Source organism: Oryzomonas rubra, from assembly GCF_008369015.1.
Taxonomy (GTDB): Bacteria; Desulfobacterota; Desulfuromonadia; order Geobacterales; family Pseudopelobacteraceae; genus Oryzomonas; species Oryzomonas japonica.
The window spans coordinates 39,494-56,701 of the sequence record NZ_SRSD01000004.1; the positions used below are offsets into that span (position 1 = coordinate 39,494).

Annotated in this window: 14 protein-coding genes and 1 pseudogene; all 15 read right to left on the minus strand. The window is 58.8% G+C overall.

Annotated features, from left to right (window positions below; translation table 11 throughout):
* Nucleotides 1-28: 28 nt before the first annotated feature.
* The gene (locus tag ET418_RS07425; RefSeq protein ID WP_149306968.1) at nt 29-1,225 is read right to left on the minus strand and encodes an NHL repeat-containing protein; all 1,197 of its coding nucleotides are present in this window, start codon (nt 1,223-1,225) and stop codon (nt 29-31) included.
* Between the two features lie 660 nt (nt 1,226-1,885).
* Entirely contained in the window at nt 1,886-3,175 is a 1,290-nt protein-coding gene (locus ET418_RS07430; protein WP_149306969.1) for a 3-deoxy-D-manno-octulosonic acid transferase, read from the minus strand.
* Nucleotides 3,176-3,183: 8 nt separating this feature from the next.
* Nucleotides 3,184-3,870: a phosphatase PAP2 family protein gene (locus ET418_RS07435; protein WP_149306970.1), complete on the minus strand. Its 687-nt coding sequence runs from the start codon at nt 3,868-3,870 to the stop codon at nt 3,184-3,186.
* On the minus strand, nt 3,864-4,781 hold the full coding sequence (locus tag ET418_RS07440) for a lysophospholipid acyltransferase family protein (RefSeq protein ID WP_149306971.1): 918 nt from the start codon (nt 4,779-4,781) through the stop codon (nt 3,864-3,866). The genes ET418_RS07435 and ET418_RS07440 overlap by 7 nt, the downstream gene beginning before the upstream one ends.
* Nucleotides 4,778-6,532, minus strand: coding sequence for an ABC transporter ATP-binding protein (locus ET418_RS07445; RefSeq protein WP_149306972.1), 1,755 nt, complete (start codon nt 6,530-6,532; stop codon nt 4,778-4,780). The genes ET418_RS07440 and ET418_RS07445 overlap by 4 nt, the downstream gene beginning before the upstream one ends.
* Nucleotides 6,529-7,692, minus strand: coding sequence for a lipid-A-disaccharide synthase (gene lpxB, locus ET418_RS07450; protein ID WP_149306973.1), 1,164 nt, complete (start codon nt 7,690-7,692; stop codon nt 6,529-6,531). The genes ET418_RS07445 and lpxB overlap by 4 nt, the downstream gene beginning before the upstream one ends.
* A 45-nt stretch (nt 7,693-7,737) precedes the next feature.
* The gene (locus ET418_RS07455) at nt 7,738-8,832 is read right to left on the minus strand and encodes a DegT/DnrJ/EryC1/StrS family aminotransferase (protein ID WP_149306974.1); all 1,095 of its coding nucleotides are present in this window, start codon (nt 8,830-8,832) and stop codon (nt 7,738-7,740) included.
* Nucleotides 8,829-9,773 carry a Gfo/Idh/MocA family protein gene (locus ET418_RS07460; protein WP_149306975.1) on the minus strand — a complete coding sequence of 315 codons (945 nt, stop codon included), beginning with the start codon at nt 9,771-9,773 and terminating at the stop codon, nt 8,829-8,831. The genes ET418_RS07455 and ET418_RS07460 overlap by 4 nt, the downstream gene beginning before the upstream one ends.
* Nucleotides 9,770-10,549, minus strand: a complete 780-nt coding sequence (gene lpxA / locus ET418_RS07465; RefSeq protein WP_149306976.1) for an acyl-ACP--UDP-N-acetylglucosamine O-acyltransferase — start codon at nt 10,547-10,549, stop codon at nt 9,770-9,772. The genes ET418_RS07460 and lpxA overlap by 4 nt, the downstream gene beginning before the upstream one ends.
* Nucleotides 10,550-10,597: 48 nt before the next feature.
* The gene (gene fabZ / locus ET418_RS07470) at nt 10,598-11,041 is read right to left on the minus strand and encodes a 3-hydroxyacyl-ACP dehydratase FabZ (protein ID WP_149306977.1); all 444 of its coding nucleotides are present in this window, start codon (nt 11,039-11,041) and stop codon (nt 10,598-10,600) included.
* Between the two features lie 193 nt (nt 11,042-11,234).
* Nucleotides 11,235-12,272, minus strand: coding sequence for a UDP-3-O-(3-hydroxymyristoyl)glucosamine N-acyltransferase (lpxD, locus tag ET418_RS07475; protein ID WP_149306978.1), 1,038 nt, complete (start codon nt 12,270-12,272; stop codon nt 11,235-11,237).
* Between the two features lie 59 nt (nt 12,273-12,331).
* Nucleotides 12,332-12,850, minus strand: coding sequence for an OmpH/Skp family outer membrane protein (locus ET418_RS07480; protein ID WP_149306979.1), 519 nt, complete (start codon nt 12,848-12,850; stop codon nt 12,332-12,334).
* A 33-nt stretch (nt 12,851-12,883) separates the two neighbouring features.
* Complete coding sequence (gene bamA, locus ET418_RS07485) at nt 12,884-15,181, minus strand: outer membrane protein assembly factor BamA (RefSeq protein ID WP_149306980.1); 2,298 nt, start codon at nt 15,179-15,181, stop codon at nt 12,884-12,886.
* A 181-nt stretch (nt 15,182-15,362) separates the two neighbouring features.
* Nucleotides 15,363-15,891 (minus strand): annotated as a pseudogene (locus ET418_RS07490) (ABC transporter ATP-binding protein); the annotation flags it as partial.
* 51 nt (nt 15,892-15,942) lie between these two features.
* On the minus strand, nt 15,943-17,205 hold the full coding sequence (locus ET418_RS07495) for a lipoprotein-releasing ABC transporter permease subunit (RefSeq protein ID WP_149306982.1): 1,263 nt from the start codon (nt 17,203-17,205) through the stop codon (nt 15,943-15,945).
* Between the last annotated feature and the right edge of the window lie 3 nt (nt 17,206-17,208).

Consider the following 17,208-nt stretch of genomic DNA (forward strand, 5'->3'; position numbering starts at 1 on the left):
GAGCCGCGGCGGGGAGAAGGCGATCCAACTATTTTATCCTTCGTATCGTATAATTCTGGGCATCCGCCACATAAAGGCCGATGCCGTCCGTGGTGATGCCCATGGGGGCACAAAAATATGCACCAAGCGCGGAGACGGTCCCTGTATCAAATCCGAACGTGTCCTGGGTTCCGGCTATCCTCTTGACTTCACCGGAGAAACCGCTTGAGGTAAGAACTATCCTGAATATCACCTGGCCGCGCCCCGGGGCGTTATAGATATCCCGTCCCCAATCGGTCACATACAGGTAGGTGCCATCCGTGGTGATGCCGTTCGGCCCGTTGAAGAGCGCACGATCCCCCGACGCGACACTCACGGCGCTGTTCGTGCCGTAAGTGCCGATGGTCCCCGCTATCCTCGTCACCAGGCCAGTGGCAATGGAGACCTTGCGGATGGTGTAGTTGTAGAAGTCCGTCACATACAGGTTGGTCCCGTCCGTGGTGATGCGCAGGGGGGTGTTGAAGCGCGCGGAGGTCCCCTTGCCGTCGGTTGAGTCTGTCGAGCCGGTAGCACCGAGGGAACCGGCCAATGTTGTGACCTGGGGGGTGCCGCCGTTAGGCACCAGGGTGATCTTGCGGACTGTCTGGTTGTCCACGACATACAGGTTCGTTCCGTCGGTTGTGATCCCGACGGGGGCGCCGAAACGCGCTGCGCCGATTGTGGTGCTGCTCGTTGTTGTACCGTTTGTTGTCGTGGTCGTTGTGGTATTTCCCGTGCCGTCAATCGCCCCGGAAGTCCCGCTACTGCCGGCCAAAACCGAGACGGTTCCGGTATAGCGACCTGATGAGTCAACGGTAAGTGCGATCTTATCGATCGTGTAATTCGAGGTATCGGTTACATACAGATTTTTCCCATCACTCGTTATACCTGCGGGATTGTTGAATACTATGTCAGCAGGGGTGGTGGTCGCGGTCCGCAGCGTCTTGACGCTGGTGGCTGCGCCGCTCGCATCGAGCGTTACGATGTGGATGCGGTTGCTGTAGTTGTCCAACACAAAGAATGTTTTCCCGTCGATGGTGGTGATGCCGATAGGCAACCCCATATTCACCGGGGGGATTCTTGCGGCGGTATAATCGGAAAATGTGGGCACAATTTTTACCCTGTCCCCCACCGCGGCAATCCCCACGACCGTAGAGACATTGGAGAAGGTCGCCGGGAGCGTGTTGTTCTGGATCGCTCCTCCCATCAAGCCGTATCTTGCGGCATTGGATGATGTATAGGCACCAAAGGTTGTTTTTGGCGAATCCAGGTACATTCTGCAATTTTGTTTGCTATCGACATCGTAGACCAGCCAGTAATCCACCGTCGAATTAGTGGCATCCGTGTGTACTTTTTGGATGGCCGTAATTGTTTTGACGGGGGTGGATGAATCAACATTAAACGTGACCGTGCTGCCTGTCGTAGATAGAGCCCACGTCCCGACCCTTGTGGTAGTATCCGATGGATTGTAGTTCCAATCATACCTCGTGACGCCCGAATAGGTATGGAATGTGGTATATGGTGCACCTTTGGGTGATGTGACGTAGAACGTATTCGGGTAAACATCCTTAGCGGTAAACACATCGGTAGTGCTGGCAATAGTGCTTGCGGACGTAGAGCCGCCGCACCCGGAAATGAATAGTGAAAGCAATAACGCTGCTGTCAGCCACATACTTTTCTGCATAAAAAACACCTCATCCGATTGTTTGTCATTATCGCAAGTTTGGTATTATACGTCATTCAACAACATTATTTAACCTAAAAACAGTGTGTGTTCATCTCGAAAAACAATGGTCACAAATAAATCATACTTCTGGTCGAGTAACAGCACCTTTACCAGGGCTCACCCACATTCAAGCCCCGGTTTTCACAGATAGCTGGCAATGACCGCCATGTGCCGCTCGGTGGCCCCGCCGTTCTCCCGCACCATGGCCAGCCCGTTCGCGCTCAATTCCCGGCGCTGGGCAGTATCTTCGAGCAGGCGGCAACAGGCCGGGGCCAGACCGGCGGCGTCTTCGACCTGGACCCCGGCCCGGCATTTCAGGACCAGCGCCATAATCTCACGGAAATTGGTCATGTGGGGGCCGAAGATGAACGGTATCCCCAGGGAGGCTGGTTCCAGCAGGTTGTGGCCGCCGGTCGGCACAAGACTCCCCCCCACAAAGGCCAGGTTCGACAGGGCGTAGATGTCCATCAATTCTCCCACCGTGTCCACCAGCAGCACAGAGCCGTCGGAAAAGAGCGAGGTCGCATCCGCGGCCAGGGCCGTGCGCCGCAGGAACGGCAGCCCGGCCTTTTCCAGAAGCCCGGCGACCAGGACGGCCCGTTCGGGATGGCGCGGCACCAGGACCAGCATGAGCCGGCTGTGGCTCACCAGGAGTTCCCGAAAGGCGGCCAGAACAGGTTCCTCCTCGCCGGGATGGGTGCTGGCGGCTGTGATGACGGTCATCCCTTCGGGAATCGCGTAGCGCTTCCGCAGGGCCGCCCGCTCATCGGGGGACACCTGACTGCCGGGGATATCGTACTTCAGGTTGCCCGTCGCCAACGCCCGCTCCGCCGGAGCACCGATGGCGACGATCCGCTCCCGGTCGGCGGCGGTCTGCATGCAGAGCGCGGAGCAGAACTCCAGGGCATGGCGAAAGAACCAGGCAAACTTCAGGTAGCGACCGTAGGAGCGGTCCGAGATACGGCCGTTGGCCAGGATCACCGGTATGCCGCGACGGGCCGCCTCCCGGTTGAAGTTGGGCCAGATCTCGGTCTCCATGATGATGACCAGGGCCGGTTTGATCGTATCCAGGGTGCGGCGTACGGCCGGCAGGAAATCAAAGGGGAAGTAGATGCACAGGTCTTTTTCGGGGAAGCCGGAGGTCACCCCGCGGCCGGTTTCGGTAGTGTTGGACACCACGATGGCATGTCCGGGGTAGCGTTGGCGCAACGCCTTGAGCAATGGCCGTGCGGCAATGGATTCGCCCACCGACACGGCGTGCAGCCAGATCACCGGGCGGTTGGCGATGGTATCGAGCCGCGACCGGGGGATGTGCCCGAAACGCTCGCCCAGCGCGGCGGGCCGGCCGCGGCTGATGGAGCGATACAGGTGGTAGATGAGTACCGGCACGAGCAGCACAAGGGCGAGTATGTTGTAGACCGCGTAGAACATAGGAGGACTCAAACCCCGCCATCGGGAATATGCTCCCGGTCAAGCCCCATCAGGTAGTAGAGCGCCACGGCCGTAAGGTGGACGACGCCCCAGGCCCACAGGACATCGCTGACAAAGTGCCCCCCCTGGCTGATGCGGGCCACCCCCATCACGATGCCGTACAGCATGCCGAGGACGAATACCCGCCGGGCGATCCGCGGAGAGCGACGGCGCAGGACAAAAAACGGCATGGCCAGATAGAACGCCGATGCGCCGTGCCCGGAGGGAAACGACTTGCCGTTGCCCGCGACGCCCCGTTCCCAGGGGTTGTGGAAGGCCCGCTTGCCTCCAAACTGAGTCACCTCCCGGGGCCGGGGACGGCCCCAGCCATCCTTGAATACGGTGTTGACCAACAGGCCGGGGCCCAGCATCAGTAGAATCACCATGAAGGCGGCGCCTTTTCTGAAAGGCGTCAGGTACGGCTTGACAAAACCTGCCACATACAGTGCCAATGCGGCCCCGCCCAGAATATAGGCGGGATAATATCCATAGAGGTACAGAAAGTGCCACGGCTGGGCGTCCCCCACGGGCCAGACGCCGTTGATATAAAAAAACTGCGCCGCCTTAAGATCGACCCCGGTGACGGCGATAAACACCGTTGCCACCATCAGCACCGCAATCGGCAGCCCGAAATCAAAATACTTGTTGTTCAGCATGACGGCTCCCCGGCCCGCTTCCAGCGTCGATGCACCCAATACCAGTCCGCCGGATGCGCGACGGCGAAGTTCTCCACATAGCGCGACAAAGCCTGGACATCCCGCTGGATGCCCTCGTCCGACGTGTCGCTGCCCAGTTCGTATTCCGGATACAGGGTGATGACGCTCTTTGCACCTTCTCGGTGGATGAAAGCCGGGACCAGTGGGGCTCCGGTTTTCCGACCGATGACGACCTGTGCCTTGGTGGCCCAGGCTTTTCTGCCGAGGACATCGATCAGCGTTCCGTCTTCGGGAAACACGGCCTGGTCCCCCAGAATACCTATGATGCCGTCCTTTTTCAGCACGCCGAGCATCTGCCGCAGACCGCCATCTTTGTAGATGACCTTGTTGTTGTAATGCAGTCGCATGGTTTCGACCATGGTGTTGAGGTAGGGGTTGTTCTGGCGTCGCGCCACGACCGACATGGAGGTGCCGAACGTGCGGGAGAACGCCAGGGCCAGCAATTCCCAGTTGCCGCAATGACCGGTGACGAAGATGATCCCTTTGTGGCGCTCCCGGGCCCGCTCGTAGTGTTCGCGCCCCCTGATCTCGACGCCGCCGATGATGGCGTCCCCCCTGCCGTGGTACAGCCGGCAGGTTTCAAGCAGCGAGACACCCAGATGCCGGAACAATTCGCGGGCAATCTCCTCGGGGGTTTCCAGGGGGCAGGTCCAGTCGGGATGTTGCTTCATGAAAGGGAGGGTCTGGCGGATATTGTCGATGGCGATGCGCCGTCGTTTGAGCAGTAGCAGGGCCATAAGGCCGCCAACCGCCTTTCCGGCGGGCTGAATGAAGCTCGCGGGGAGAATTGCCCCTGCCAGGGTGAGCAAATAGAACAGGGCAGTTTGGGCGGGCCAAAGGATGCGTTTCATGACTCGGCGCTGGGGTCGTCACCGGTGGTGCGGTCGCTGAATTGCAGGGCGTGCAGCCGGCTATAGAGACTGCTGTTCTTCAACAGGTCTTCATGGGAGCCGCGTTCCACGATACGCCCCTTTTCCAGGACAATGATGGTATCGGCATGCAGTATGGTGGAGAGACGGTGGGCAATGACAAAGGTGGTACGGTTGACCATCAGATTATCCAGGGCCTTTTGCACCATCTGCTCGCTCTCCGTGTCCAAGGCGCTGGTGGCCTCGTCCAGTATCAGGACCGGTGCATTTTTGAGGAGCGCTCGCGCGATACAGATGCGCTGGCGCTGCCCGCCGGACAGGCGCAGCCCCCGGTCGCCGATGTTGGTGCCGTACCCATCGGGCAACTGTTCGATGAAATCATGGGCAAAGGCGGCCCTGGCCGCCTCCACCACCTCCTCCAGAGGGGCGCCCGGTCTCCCGTAGCGGATATTATCGGCAATACTCTCGTTGAACAGGGTCGTCTCCTGGTCCACCAGGGCGATCTGGGAGACGAGCGATGCAACCGTCACGTCGCGAATATCACGGCCGTCGATGAGGATGGCGCCTTCGCTTACGTCATAGAAGCGGGGGATCAGGGATGCCAGGGTCGATTTCCCGCCGCCCGAGGGGCCCACCAGAGCGATCATCCGGTTGCTTTCGGCGATAAGGGAAATGTCCTGGAGGATCGGTTCGGCACCGTAACCGAAGGAGACGTTGCGAAACTCCACCCGGCCTGAGGAACGGCCGATATCCACCGCGCCGGGGCGGTCGACGATGGCCCGGCGCTCGTCCATGAGATTGAAGACGCGTTCCGCCGCGCCGGCTGAGCGCTGGACCACGTTATAGGACCCCTGGAGCTTCTTGATCGGGGTGAATACCATGACCATGGCGGCAATGAACGAGAAAAATTCCGAAGCGGTCATGCGCCCCGACATGACCTGGCTGCCGCCGAAGTAGATCACGCCTGCCACCCCCAGGGAGATGATGGTTTCGGAAACCGGCATGGCCAGGGATTCGTATTTTATAAACCGGCGAATTTGATGAAAATACTCCAGGTTGGTCGCGCGGAAACGGCTGATTATCTGGTTTTCCAGGCCAAAGGCCTTGATGACCTTGACCCCGGAAAAGGTTTCCTGAAGGGTGGCCGTCAGCCCACCCATGACGTTGAGGCTGCGACCGGAGGCGTTCTTGATCTTCTTGCCGATCAGCTGGGCGGGATAGGCCGTGGCCGGGATTACCACGAAGGAGATGATGGCCAGTTCCCAGTTGCGGTAAAAGATGACCCCCAGAAGCGACACGGCAGAAATCGTATCGCGGAACAGCCCGCTGACGACCTGGCCGATCCCTTCCTGCATCTGGGAGATATCGTTGGTCATGCGCGACATCAGCTCGCCGGTGGCCTGGCGGTTGTAAAAGGCCATATCCTGGCGGATCGTGCTGGCATACAGGGTATTGCGGATATCCTGGATCGCCTTCTGGCCGGCCAGCTTGATGGCTGTGTCATAGGTAAAGCGGGTAATCCCCCGGATCAGGAACAGGGCGATGATCCCGACCGGCACCAGCAGGAAGATGCCGGTGTCCTTGCCGGCGAAGATCTTCTTCAAGACCGGCTCCACCAGATAGGCGAAGGCGCCGTCCATGCCCCCCACGACCGCCGAGCAGAGCGCAGAGATGAGCAACAGCCCCCAATAGGGCTTGAAAAAGCTGAGGGTGCGTAACAGGGTTGGTTTCATTGATCTTCCATTGTTGCCAGTATCAGTCGCGCCACATTTGCGGATGCGCCGCCGCCGCCCAGCCTCTCCCGGACTGCCGCCAGCTTCTCCCGTATTCTCCCGGCGTAGCCGGCATCCGTCAGGATCGAACCGACCTCGTCCGCAATCAGAGCAGGATTGGCCTCATTCTGGATGAGTTCCTTGACCACGGTTTCTCCGGCGACAATATTGCAGAGGCCGATGTTGTCCACTTTCACCATGCGCTTTGCCAGGTGGTAGGTGAGGGGCGAGAGCTTGTAGATGATCACCATGGGGGTGCCCACCAGGGCTATTTCCAGGGTGACGGTGCCGGAAACGGAGATGACGGCGTCGCAGGCCCGGATCAGGTCGTGAATCCGTTCACGGGTGATGGCGGCCTCAAGGCCGGCTGCCGTGAGTTGCGGGGTTATGTCGTCATCGTGCAGCGTGGATGCCACGGGGAGAACGAACTGGGCGTCGGGAAAGCGTTTCTTCAGCAGAACCGCTGCATCGACGATCACCGGCAGGAGTCGATCGATCTCGTTCCGGCGGCTGCCGGGGAAGAGCCCGATGATCCTTCGGGAAGGATCAAGCCCGAAGCTTTCGGCTGCTTCGTCCCGCTCAGCGACAACCTTGACCAGATCACTCATGGGATGCCCCACAAAGGAAACCGGCACGCCGGCACGTTCATAGAAGGGCGCTTCAAACGGCAAAATGACCGCCATGTGGTCCACCAGCCGCGCCATCTTCTTTACCCGTCCCTGGCGCCAGGCCCATATCTGCGGGCTGATGTAGTAGAGTACCTTGACGCCGGCCTTGCGGGCCGCCTTGGCCAGGCGCAGGTTGAATCCGGGGTAATCGATCAGGATCAGCAGGTCGGGCCGATCGGCAAACAGGATTTTTTTCAGCCGGAGGAAGGCGCCCGAGATGACGTCGAAGTGCTTGAGCACCTCCACCAGCCCCACCACGGCCATATCGGCCGAATCCACCAGGGTCTCGACCCCCGCCTCGCGCATGCGCGCTCCGCCGATGCCGAAAAAGTGCAGGGACCGGTCCAGCTTGAGCGCTTCCCGGGCCAGGTCGGCACCGTAGATATCGCCGGAGGCCTCGCCCGCCACAATCATGATATTCCGCGGTGTCGTAGCTGGAGTAATGTCGGACATCACGCGCACATCCCTTCAACAATAGAGGGAACACAGAGACACAAATTATCCAACCAGTACCTCTTTGACGGTTTCCGCTACCAAGCGCACCGATGCATCGGGCATTTCGGGATACACGGGGAGCGACATGCAGGTGGCGGCAACCTTTTCGGCCACCGGCAGACTCAGACCTGCGCAGGCCTGGGCAAAGACGTCCTGTTTGTGGAGCGGAATGGGGTAATAGACGGCCGAGGCGATCTGCTGTTCGGAGAGTTTGGCCATGACGGCGTCGCGCCGATCGGTAAGGATTGTGTATTGGTGATAGACGTGCCGTCCCTTGCCATCCTCGTGGGGAACGGTCGCCACGTCGGCCAGCAGGGAAGAATAGAGCTGCGCAACGCGGCGGCGGCCGGCATTGAATTCGTCGATCCGCTTGAGCTTCACCCGCAGAATAGCGGCCTGGATGTCGTCGAGGCGGCTGTTGAAACCGATCATGCTGTGGTGGTAGCGGACTCGGCTGCCGTGGTTACGCAGCACCTTGACCTGTTCGGCCAACTCGGCCGTGGCACAGGTGACCATGCCGCCGTCGCCGTAGCATCCCAGATTTTTGCTGGGGAAGAAGCTGAAACAGCCCAAGAGGCCTATGGTGCCGGTCATGCGGCCATCGATCGCGGCGCCGAAGGACTGGGCGCAATCTTCGATCAGGAGCAGGTTGTGTTTTTTACAGATGGCCGTAAACGCAGCCATGTCGGCTGGCTGGCCGAAGAGGTGTACCGGGATGATCGCTTTGGTGCGAGGGGTGATGGCCTTTTCGACCATGGCCGGATCGAGGTTGAAGGTTTGGGGATCGATGTCCGCGAAGACCGGAGTGGCCCCGGCGTAGCAGATGGCCTCGGCCGTGGCGATAAAGGTGAACGGTGAGGTGATGACCTCATCCCCGGGGCCGATGCCGGCCGCCAGGATCGCCAGGTGCAGGGCGTCGGTGCCCGATGCACAGGTGACGGCATGGGGCGCGCCCAGAAATGCCGCAGCCTCCTGCTCCAGAGCGGTCACGTTGGGCCCCAGAATGAACTGACTGCTCTCCAGGGCGGCGAGAACGGCCGTATCGATCTCCGCTTTCAGTGTGTGATATTGCGTTTTGAGGTCTACCATCGGTATCATGGGTGTGTCCTTTTCAGGCTAACGTTGATTTTGAGTGCCGTTTCCAGCGCCATTTTTCCTTCCCTGCCGCTCACCTGGGGCTGTTTCCCTTCCCTGATGGCCTCGATGAACGATTCAATCTCGTTTTTGAGCGCATCGGCCTGCCCCAGTTCCCGCTCAACAACCTTCACGTTGGGGATGCCAGGAAATAACTCGCCGCTCCCCTTCTGGGCCACCAGCAGCTTGCGGTTCTGAAAGTCCAGGGTGATGTAGGCATCGCGCTGGAATATGCGCATCTTGCGTTCGCTCTTCAGACTGATACGGCTGGCGGTAACGTTGGCGACGCAGCCGTTTTTGAAAACGATCCGCGCGTTGGCGATATCCTCCTCGCCGGTAAAGACCGGCGCCCCGACGGCGTCGATGTGCTCAACCGGGGACCCGACGATGTGCTGGATGATGTCGATGTCGTGAATCATCAGGTCCAGGACCACGTTCACGTCCGTCCCCCGCGGCTTGAAGGGGGCGATGCGCACCGACTCGATGAAGAGCGGTTCATGGAGGATGTCCCCCAACGCCACCAGAACCGGGTTGAAACGTTCCAGATGGCCGACCTGGAAGACCACCTTGTGCATCTCGGCGAGGGCGATCAATTCGTCGGCCTCGGCCGTGGTGACGGTGATCGGCTTCTCGATCAGCACGTGGACCCCGGCTGCCAGAAAATCACGGGCAACGGTGTGGTGATACTGGGTTGGCACCACCACACTGACCGCATCCACCTTGCCGATCAGGTCGCGGTGATCGCTGTAGGCGGTCGTCCCCAGCGCAGCTGCAATCTCGGCTGCCCGCTTCTGATCGCTGTCCACCACGCCGACCAGTTCCACATCGGGGATGGCGGCGTACTTCTGGGCATGGAAGTTACCCAGGTAGCCCACGCCTATGACGGCCGTTCTGAGGACGCTCATCCGCGGCAGATCCCCCGCTCGGAGCGTTCGATGAAGGCCAGCAGGTAGTCCACCTCCGGACACTCCTTGACCTCGGCCCTGATGCGGCTGATGGCGTCGGGGAGTTTCAGACCGGCCATGAACAGGCTCTTGTAGGCCTTTTTCAGGCTGCTGATCGCCTCGTCCGTGAACCCGCGCCGCTTCAGACCGATCAGGTTCAGCCCCCGCAGCTTGGCGTCGCGCTTGCCCGAGGTGGCGATCATGTACGGCGGGATGTCCAGGCCAACCAGGGTGCCGCCGCCGATCATGACGTGGGCGCCGACCGTGACGAATTGATGTATCGCCACCAAGCCGCCCAGGATGACGTGGTCCTCCACCGTGACATGCCCGGCCAGGGTTGCCACGTTGGCCATGACCACGTTGTTGCCGATGCGGCAGTCGTGGGCCACATGGGAGTAGGCCATGAAGAGGTTGCTGTTTCCGACCACGGTCTCGCCGTGGCCGGAAACCGTGCCGCGGTGGATTGTGGCGAATTCCCGGATCATGTTGTTGTCGCCGATGCGGGTCCAGGTCTCTTCACCCCGGTATTTCAGGTCCTGGGGGGGGGCGCCGACCGAGGTCTGGTGGAAGATCTGGTTGTTTTCGCCGATCTCCGTCCAGTCACCGATTACGGCATGGGCGCCGATCTTGGTGCCCTTGCCGATGGTTACCTGTTTGCCGATGATCGCATAGGGGCCTATCTCGACGTCGGACGCCAGCTGTGCGCTCGGTTCGATTATTGCGCTTGAGTGTATCATTGGAACTCTCCCCGGTTTACTATCTAAAAAATTAGCACGTGCTCGGTGTTACGCCGCTTTATCGGCAAAGGTCGCCTTGAGGGATGCCTCGGTTACCAGTGTTTCGCCCACGTAGGCCTTACCGTCGACCCCCCAGATGCCACGGCGGTTGAAGGTCGTTTCGATCTGGATGCGTAGTTGATCGCCAGGGAACACCGGCTTTCTGAACTTTGCATTGTCGATGGACATGAAGTAGCTGACCTTCTTCTTCGTTTCATCGTCCGATGCCAGGTAGGCCATGATACCGGCAACCTGGGCCATGGCCTCGACAATCAGCACCCCCGGCATAACCGGATGGCCGGGAAAGTGCCCCTGAAAAAAAGGCTCGTTGATGGTGACATTCTTGATTCCGACGCAGCGTTTGCCGTGCTCCAGCTCAATGATCCGATCGACCATGAGGAAGGGGTAGCGGTGGGGAAGAATCTTCATGATTTCATTGACGTCCATTAGCATGGGAAACCTCGTTGAAATAAAATAGTCGCCGCAAAAGCGCGGAGTAACAATCAATCTGCCACAGAGACATAGAGACACGGAGAACGTCAAAGACAGCGCCTCTTTAATTTACAGCGTTGAACCAAAACTGTTTATCTCACTGCTTCTGCTTTTCCTCTGTGTCTCTGTGGCAGATTTCAGGACTTTATCCTGTTCATTTTTTCAGCTGTTCTTCCAGTTCGGCGATGCGTTTTTCCAGGCTGCCGACCGTTTTCTTCAGGGCCGGCAGGTTGGAGACAACCGCCATGGATTTGAGCCACTCCTTGTGGGGCTGCGCCGGATAGCCGCTGTAGCCGGCATTGGCGGCCAGGGAGTTGGGTACTCCCGACTTGGCCCCCACCATCACGTTGTCACCGATGGTCAGGTGACCGGCAACCCCGACCTGGCCGGCCAGGGTCACGTGGTCGCCGACCTTGGTGCTGCCCGATATCCCCACCTGGGAGACGATCATGCAATCGCGCCCTATCTGACAGTTGTGGGCGACCTGCACCAGATTGTCGAGCTTGGTACCCTGTTTTACCAGGGTGACCTCCAGAGCGGCCCGGTCAACGGTCGTATTGGCGCCCACCTCCACATCATCTTCCAACACCACGATGCCGATCTGGGGAATCCGGTAATAGCCGCGACCGTCCGGGGCATAACCGAACCCGTCGCTCCCGATGACCGCGCCGGGCTGGATGATCACCCGGTTTCCGAGACGGCAGCGCTCGCGGATAACGACGTTGGCATGCACCACACAGTCATCGCCGATCACGGCCCCCTCGTAGATGACTGCGCCGCTATGGATGACGGTCCGCGCGCCTATGGTGACGTTGTTCCCGACGCAGGCGCCGGGATAGATGCTGATCCCCTCACCCATCGTCACGCCGGTCCCCACGTTCGACTCGGGCAGTATTCCCAGCCCAGGGTGGGGGGATGTGTAGAAGAGTGTCAGCAGCTTGGCAAACCCCAGGTATGGATTGGCCACTTCGACCACATTGCGGCCATAGCTTTCGTTTCCTGGGGCCATCAGCACCGCTCCGGCCTTTGTCTCTGCGACCTTGGCGGCATATTTGTGGTTTGCCAGGAACGTGATGGTGTCGGGTCCGGCTGTTTCCAAGGGGGCAAGGCCGCCAACGCGCACCGCACCATCCCCCCGCACCGTACCGCCCAGGTATTCGGCAATTTCTTTCAATGTTTTACTTTGTTGCATGTCACTGCCCCGTAGCGATAGTCAAAATATTCCGACCGCACAATTTGATGCGGCGCCCGCTATTTCTTTTTGGCGGTGTTGAAGCGTTTCAGCACCTCTTCGGTCACATCGGACTTTTCATCGACATACAGCATCATGCTGTCGTTTTTGGCAAAGATAAAGGCGTAGCCGTTGGCACGGCCGTACTCCTTGATAACCTTTTCCATCTCCTCCAGGATCTTGCGGGTAAATTCTTCATCCTTGGCCTGAAGCTCATCCTGGGCATCCTTGGTGAAACGCTGGAACTCTTTCAGCCGCTGCTGATAGTCCTTTTCCTTGGAGGCCCTGGCCGTTTCAGACAGGAGCATTCCCTGTTTTTCAAGCTCATCCTTCAACTTCTTGAGCTCTTCCTGCTTGCCGTTGATTTCGTCCTGATATTTCTTGAGCCGCGCCGCCAACTGCTCCTTAGCCTCCTTGCCCGACTCGGAGTTGTTGAGCGCCCGCTGCATATCGACATAGCCGATCTTTACATCGGCAGCAGACGCCGATGCAGCTGCGAAGCCAAAAACCATGACTGCCGCCAGTATAAACCTTCTCATGATTGACGTTCTCCTTTTTCTGTATGATGCAGCCTAAAAGAGGCTGCCGATCGAAAACTCGAACCTGCCGCTCTTGCTGTCCAGTTCGGCACGCGGGTTGACGGGGATGCCATACTCAAGGCGGAGCGGCCCGAGCGGCGAGGCCCATCTGATCCCCCCACCGTAGCTCAGCAGCAACGAATCGAACATCTTGCCGTATGAATCGTTGGTGCTATTGCCGTAGTCGAAGAACACGACCCCCTTGACCCCCGCCTCAGACAGGATGGGGAAGGAAAACTCCATGTTGCCGTAGGCCTCCTTGTTGCCCCCGAGGTAGACCACTTCGTCAGATTTAACACCGTTCTCCGGGCTTGCTGTCCCTAGATGTTTGGTCGGGGAAACCGTGCGGGCCTTGTAACCGCGAAGCGAGTAGATGCCGCCCAGGTAGAACTTCTCGTCGATCGGCACCAGCTTCCCTCCCACCTCCTGGACATACCCCAAGGCCAGCTTGGTGGAGAAGATCAGTTTCTTGTAAATCGGGTGAAACCAGGTGTTCTCCAAGGTGTAGCGGGCAAACTTGTTATTCCCCCCCAGACCGGCGAATTCGGCAGTAAGCGAATTGATGAAACCGGTTGTAGGGTCGAGGTGGTAGTCGGTGTTATTGTGGGTGATACTCGCCATGACCGAACTGGTCGTCGTCATTCCCAGCGGATAGGTGTCCGGATTGGAGGAGTGGAGGTCCTGATAGGCCTGCTGGGGATTGTAGATATCCTTGATCTCATACTTGTACATGAAGAAGGTGCCGATAAAGTCGTTGATCGGGTACCCCCCCTTGATGTCGCCGCCGGTCAGGCGCCGGGTGTAGTCGTTATAATCGCGTTGCGTTCGGTAGACGTCGGCCCCCAGGGTCCACTTGGTGTCGAGGAAGTAGGGATCGGTCAGACCGAGGGAGTAGGTCTGGGACTTTCCGCCGATGGAACCGGAAACGTTTGCCTTGAGCCCCAGGCCGAGGAAGTTCGATTGCTGCACGGACCCCTGTCCGATGATGCCGTCCAGGGAGCTGTATCCGCCACCGATACTGAACGATCCGGTCGGTTTTTCCTTGACGTCCACGTTGAGGTTGAGTTTGTTGCCGGCACTCCCCTTGGCCGTCGCAAGGTTGGCTTCCTCGAAAAAGCCCGTGTTCATCAGGTTTTGCTTGCTGCGCTTGATGCCGGTGGCACTGTAGAGTTCGCCCTCGGTGATGCGCAACTCACGGCGGACCACCTTGTCGCGGGTCTTGGGGTTGCCTGCGATATTGATCCGTTCGAGGGAAACCAGCTCACCCTTTTCCATATCGAAGCTCAAATCTATGGTCTGCTTTGCGCTGTCGGCCTTTGTCAATGGGTTGACGTTGGCAAAGGCATACCCCTTGTCGGCATAGGCATCTGTCAGGGTGGCGATATCGGTGCGCAGGGTGCTCCGACTGAAGATCTGTCCCGGCTCGACCTTGACCTTCTTGCGCAGTTCACTGACCGGCTCAAGCAGATCCCCCTTGAAGTCGAGGTCACCGATGCGGAACTGCTGCCCCTCCGTGATTCCGATGAACACCTCCAGCGCGTCCTTGGCATCGGTCAGCTTGACAACCGGCTCACCCACCTTGACATTGATGTAGCCGTTGTTCATGTAGTGGTCGGCGATCAGCAGGGCGTCGTTTTTCAACACCTCTTCCTTGTATGTGCCTGCCCCGGTCAGCCACGACAGAAACCATTTTTCCTTGGTTTCCATAACCTTGCGCAACTGTTTGTCGGCGAAGGCCCTGTTCCCGTCGAAGCGGATGGTGCGGATAAGGATCTTCTTCCCTTCGGTGACCTTGAAGGTAATCGCAAGCTCCGTGGGCGTACGTTTTTCCGTCAGCGGTTCGATCTCGGCGAGATAGTACCCTTCGTCGCCGTAGAGTTTTTTCATTTTGGCAACGCTCTTGGCAAGGTCCTTGGTGGAGAGGATGGCATTCTGACGGAATTCCAAGGCCTCCTTGAGCTTGTCGGTACTGATTTCCTTGTTCCCCTCGAATTTTATGTCGCGGACAACCGGTTTTTCCAGCACCGTATAGACCAGAACCACGCCCTTGTCGGTCTCTTCCGTCGCGGCTTGAATATCCTGGAAATGCCCCAGCTTGTAAATGGCACGGATGTCTGCGTCGGTCTTGTCATCGGACAAGGTATCGCCGGCCTTGCTCGAGACGACATTGAGGATGGCAGCCGATTCAATGCGCTGATTGCCCTTGGTCCGCACCTCGAAAATCTTTTCGCCTTCAGCCCACGCCGTACCGGCGACGATAAACTGAAACGCACATACAACCATCACTGCCATACGAAATATGGGCACTCTTCCCCCGAGACTCACACGAATTATTCAAGCCGTCCATCAACCAGCCGCACGGTTCTTCCCATGGCGGCAGCCAAACGTTCATTATGGGTGACGACAACCAGGGTCAGCCCCTTTTTCTGCTGCAATTCGGCCAACAGAGCATGCACCCCCTCACTGGTCTTCATGTCCAGGTTACCGGTCGGTTCATCCGCCAGCAGCAACTCAGGAGACAACGCCAGGGCGCGTGCAATGGCCACCCGCTGCTGCTCGCCGCCGGACAATTCACCGGGTCGGTGCCCCAGGCGGTGGCTCAGTCCAACATCATCCAGCAGCTCCTCTGCCGTTGCCCTGGCCTTGTCACGAGCGGTGCGAGCGATCAGGGCCGGCATCATGACGTTTTCCAGAGCGGTGAATTCTGACAGCAGATGGTGAAACTGGAAGACAAACCCGATGCTTTTGTTGCGGAAAAACGCCAGTTCACGGTCGCTTTTCCGGAAAATATCCTCGCCGCGGAAGCTGACGGTCCCCGATGACGGCCGGTCCAACGCCCCCAACAGGTGCAACAGCGTACTCTTGCCGGCCCCCGAAGCCCCCACCAAGGCGGTGGTGGTCGCGGATTCCAATTCAAGGTCGATGCCGGCCAGCACCTCAACCCTGTTCGGCCCGGTTGCATAGGTCTTGCATAGGGCGCGAACCTCGAGAAGGTTGCTCACAATAGCACCTCTTGACGAAAAACGCAGCGGGTTGAAAAAAATTCACATTTTCTACTCATAGCGCAACGCCTCGGCGGGCAGCATCCTGGACGCCTGCCACGATGGGTACAGGGTGGCGATGAACGAAATCAGCACCGCGGTCACCGATATCAGGACCACATCCGACGGCACGACCATCGACGGGAAATGGTCCAGGTAGTACACGTCCTTGCTGAAAAAATTCAGGCCGGTGACCTTCTCGATGACGGTGATAATCGGCTCAAGATTGAGGGCGATGAGGAGCCCCGAGGCAACGCCCAAGATGGTGCCGATGACGCCTATGATCAGCCCTTCCAGGACGAATATTTTCATGATGCTGAGACCGGTGGCCCCCATGGATTTGAGGATGGCGATATCCCTGGTCTTCTCCATAACCACCATGAACAGGGTCGAGGCGATGCCGAAGGCCGCCACGAGGACGATGAGGGTCAGGATGATGAACATGACCATCTTCTCCGTCTTCAGGGCAAAGAGGATGTTGCGGTTCATCTGCATCCAGTCCCGGGCATAGTAGTCGCCCCCCATGGTCTGGTTGATGGCGCGCGCCAGTTCTCCGGTATGATAGACGTCATCCACCTTGAGCTGGATGCCGGTGACCGTATCCCCCAGGTCGAAGAAGGCCTGGGCCTGGGCCAGGCTGACGTATGCCAGGGTTGAGTCGTACTCGAACATGCCGGTATTGAAAATCCCCACCACGCGAAACGGCTTCATCTTGGGCATCATACCCAAGGGCGTGATGTTTCCCATGGGGGAGACGACGTTGATCGTGTCGCCCACGAACAGGTTCAGGTGCTTGGCCAACTCTTTGCCTACCACCAGCCCCGGCTTGCCGTCGGAGCCCGCCCCCATGACCGGGTCGAGTTTGTCGATGGAACCTTCGACGATCGACTTGCTCAGCTTGGTTACCAGGCGGTCCGACTGGACATCGATCCCCCGCAGCACCACTCCGGAGACATTCTTGCCCGACGACAGCATGACCTGGTTGTAGATGAACGGCGTGGCCGCCTGCACCCCTTTGAAACGCTTGAGCTTCGCCATGACTTGTTGGTAATCATCCATGGGGGCACCGCTGCGGATGACCACCACATGGGCATTGGTCCCGAGGATTTTTTCCTTCAAGTCTTCTTCAAAGCCTGTCATGACCGCCAGCACCACGATCAGCGCCATGACGCCAAGGGCGACCCCTGCGGTGGAAATGAAGGTGATGATAGAAATGAATGTTGATTTGCGCTTGGCTTTCAGATAGCGCAATCCGATAAAAAGCTCGAAGGGCATCGC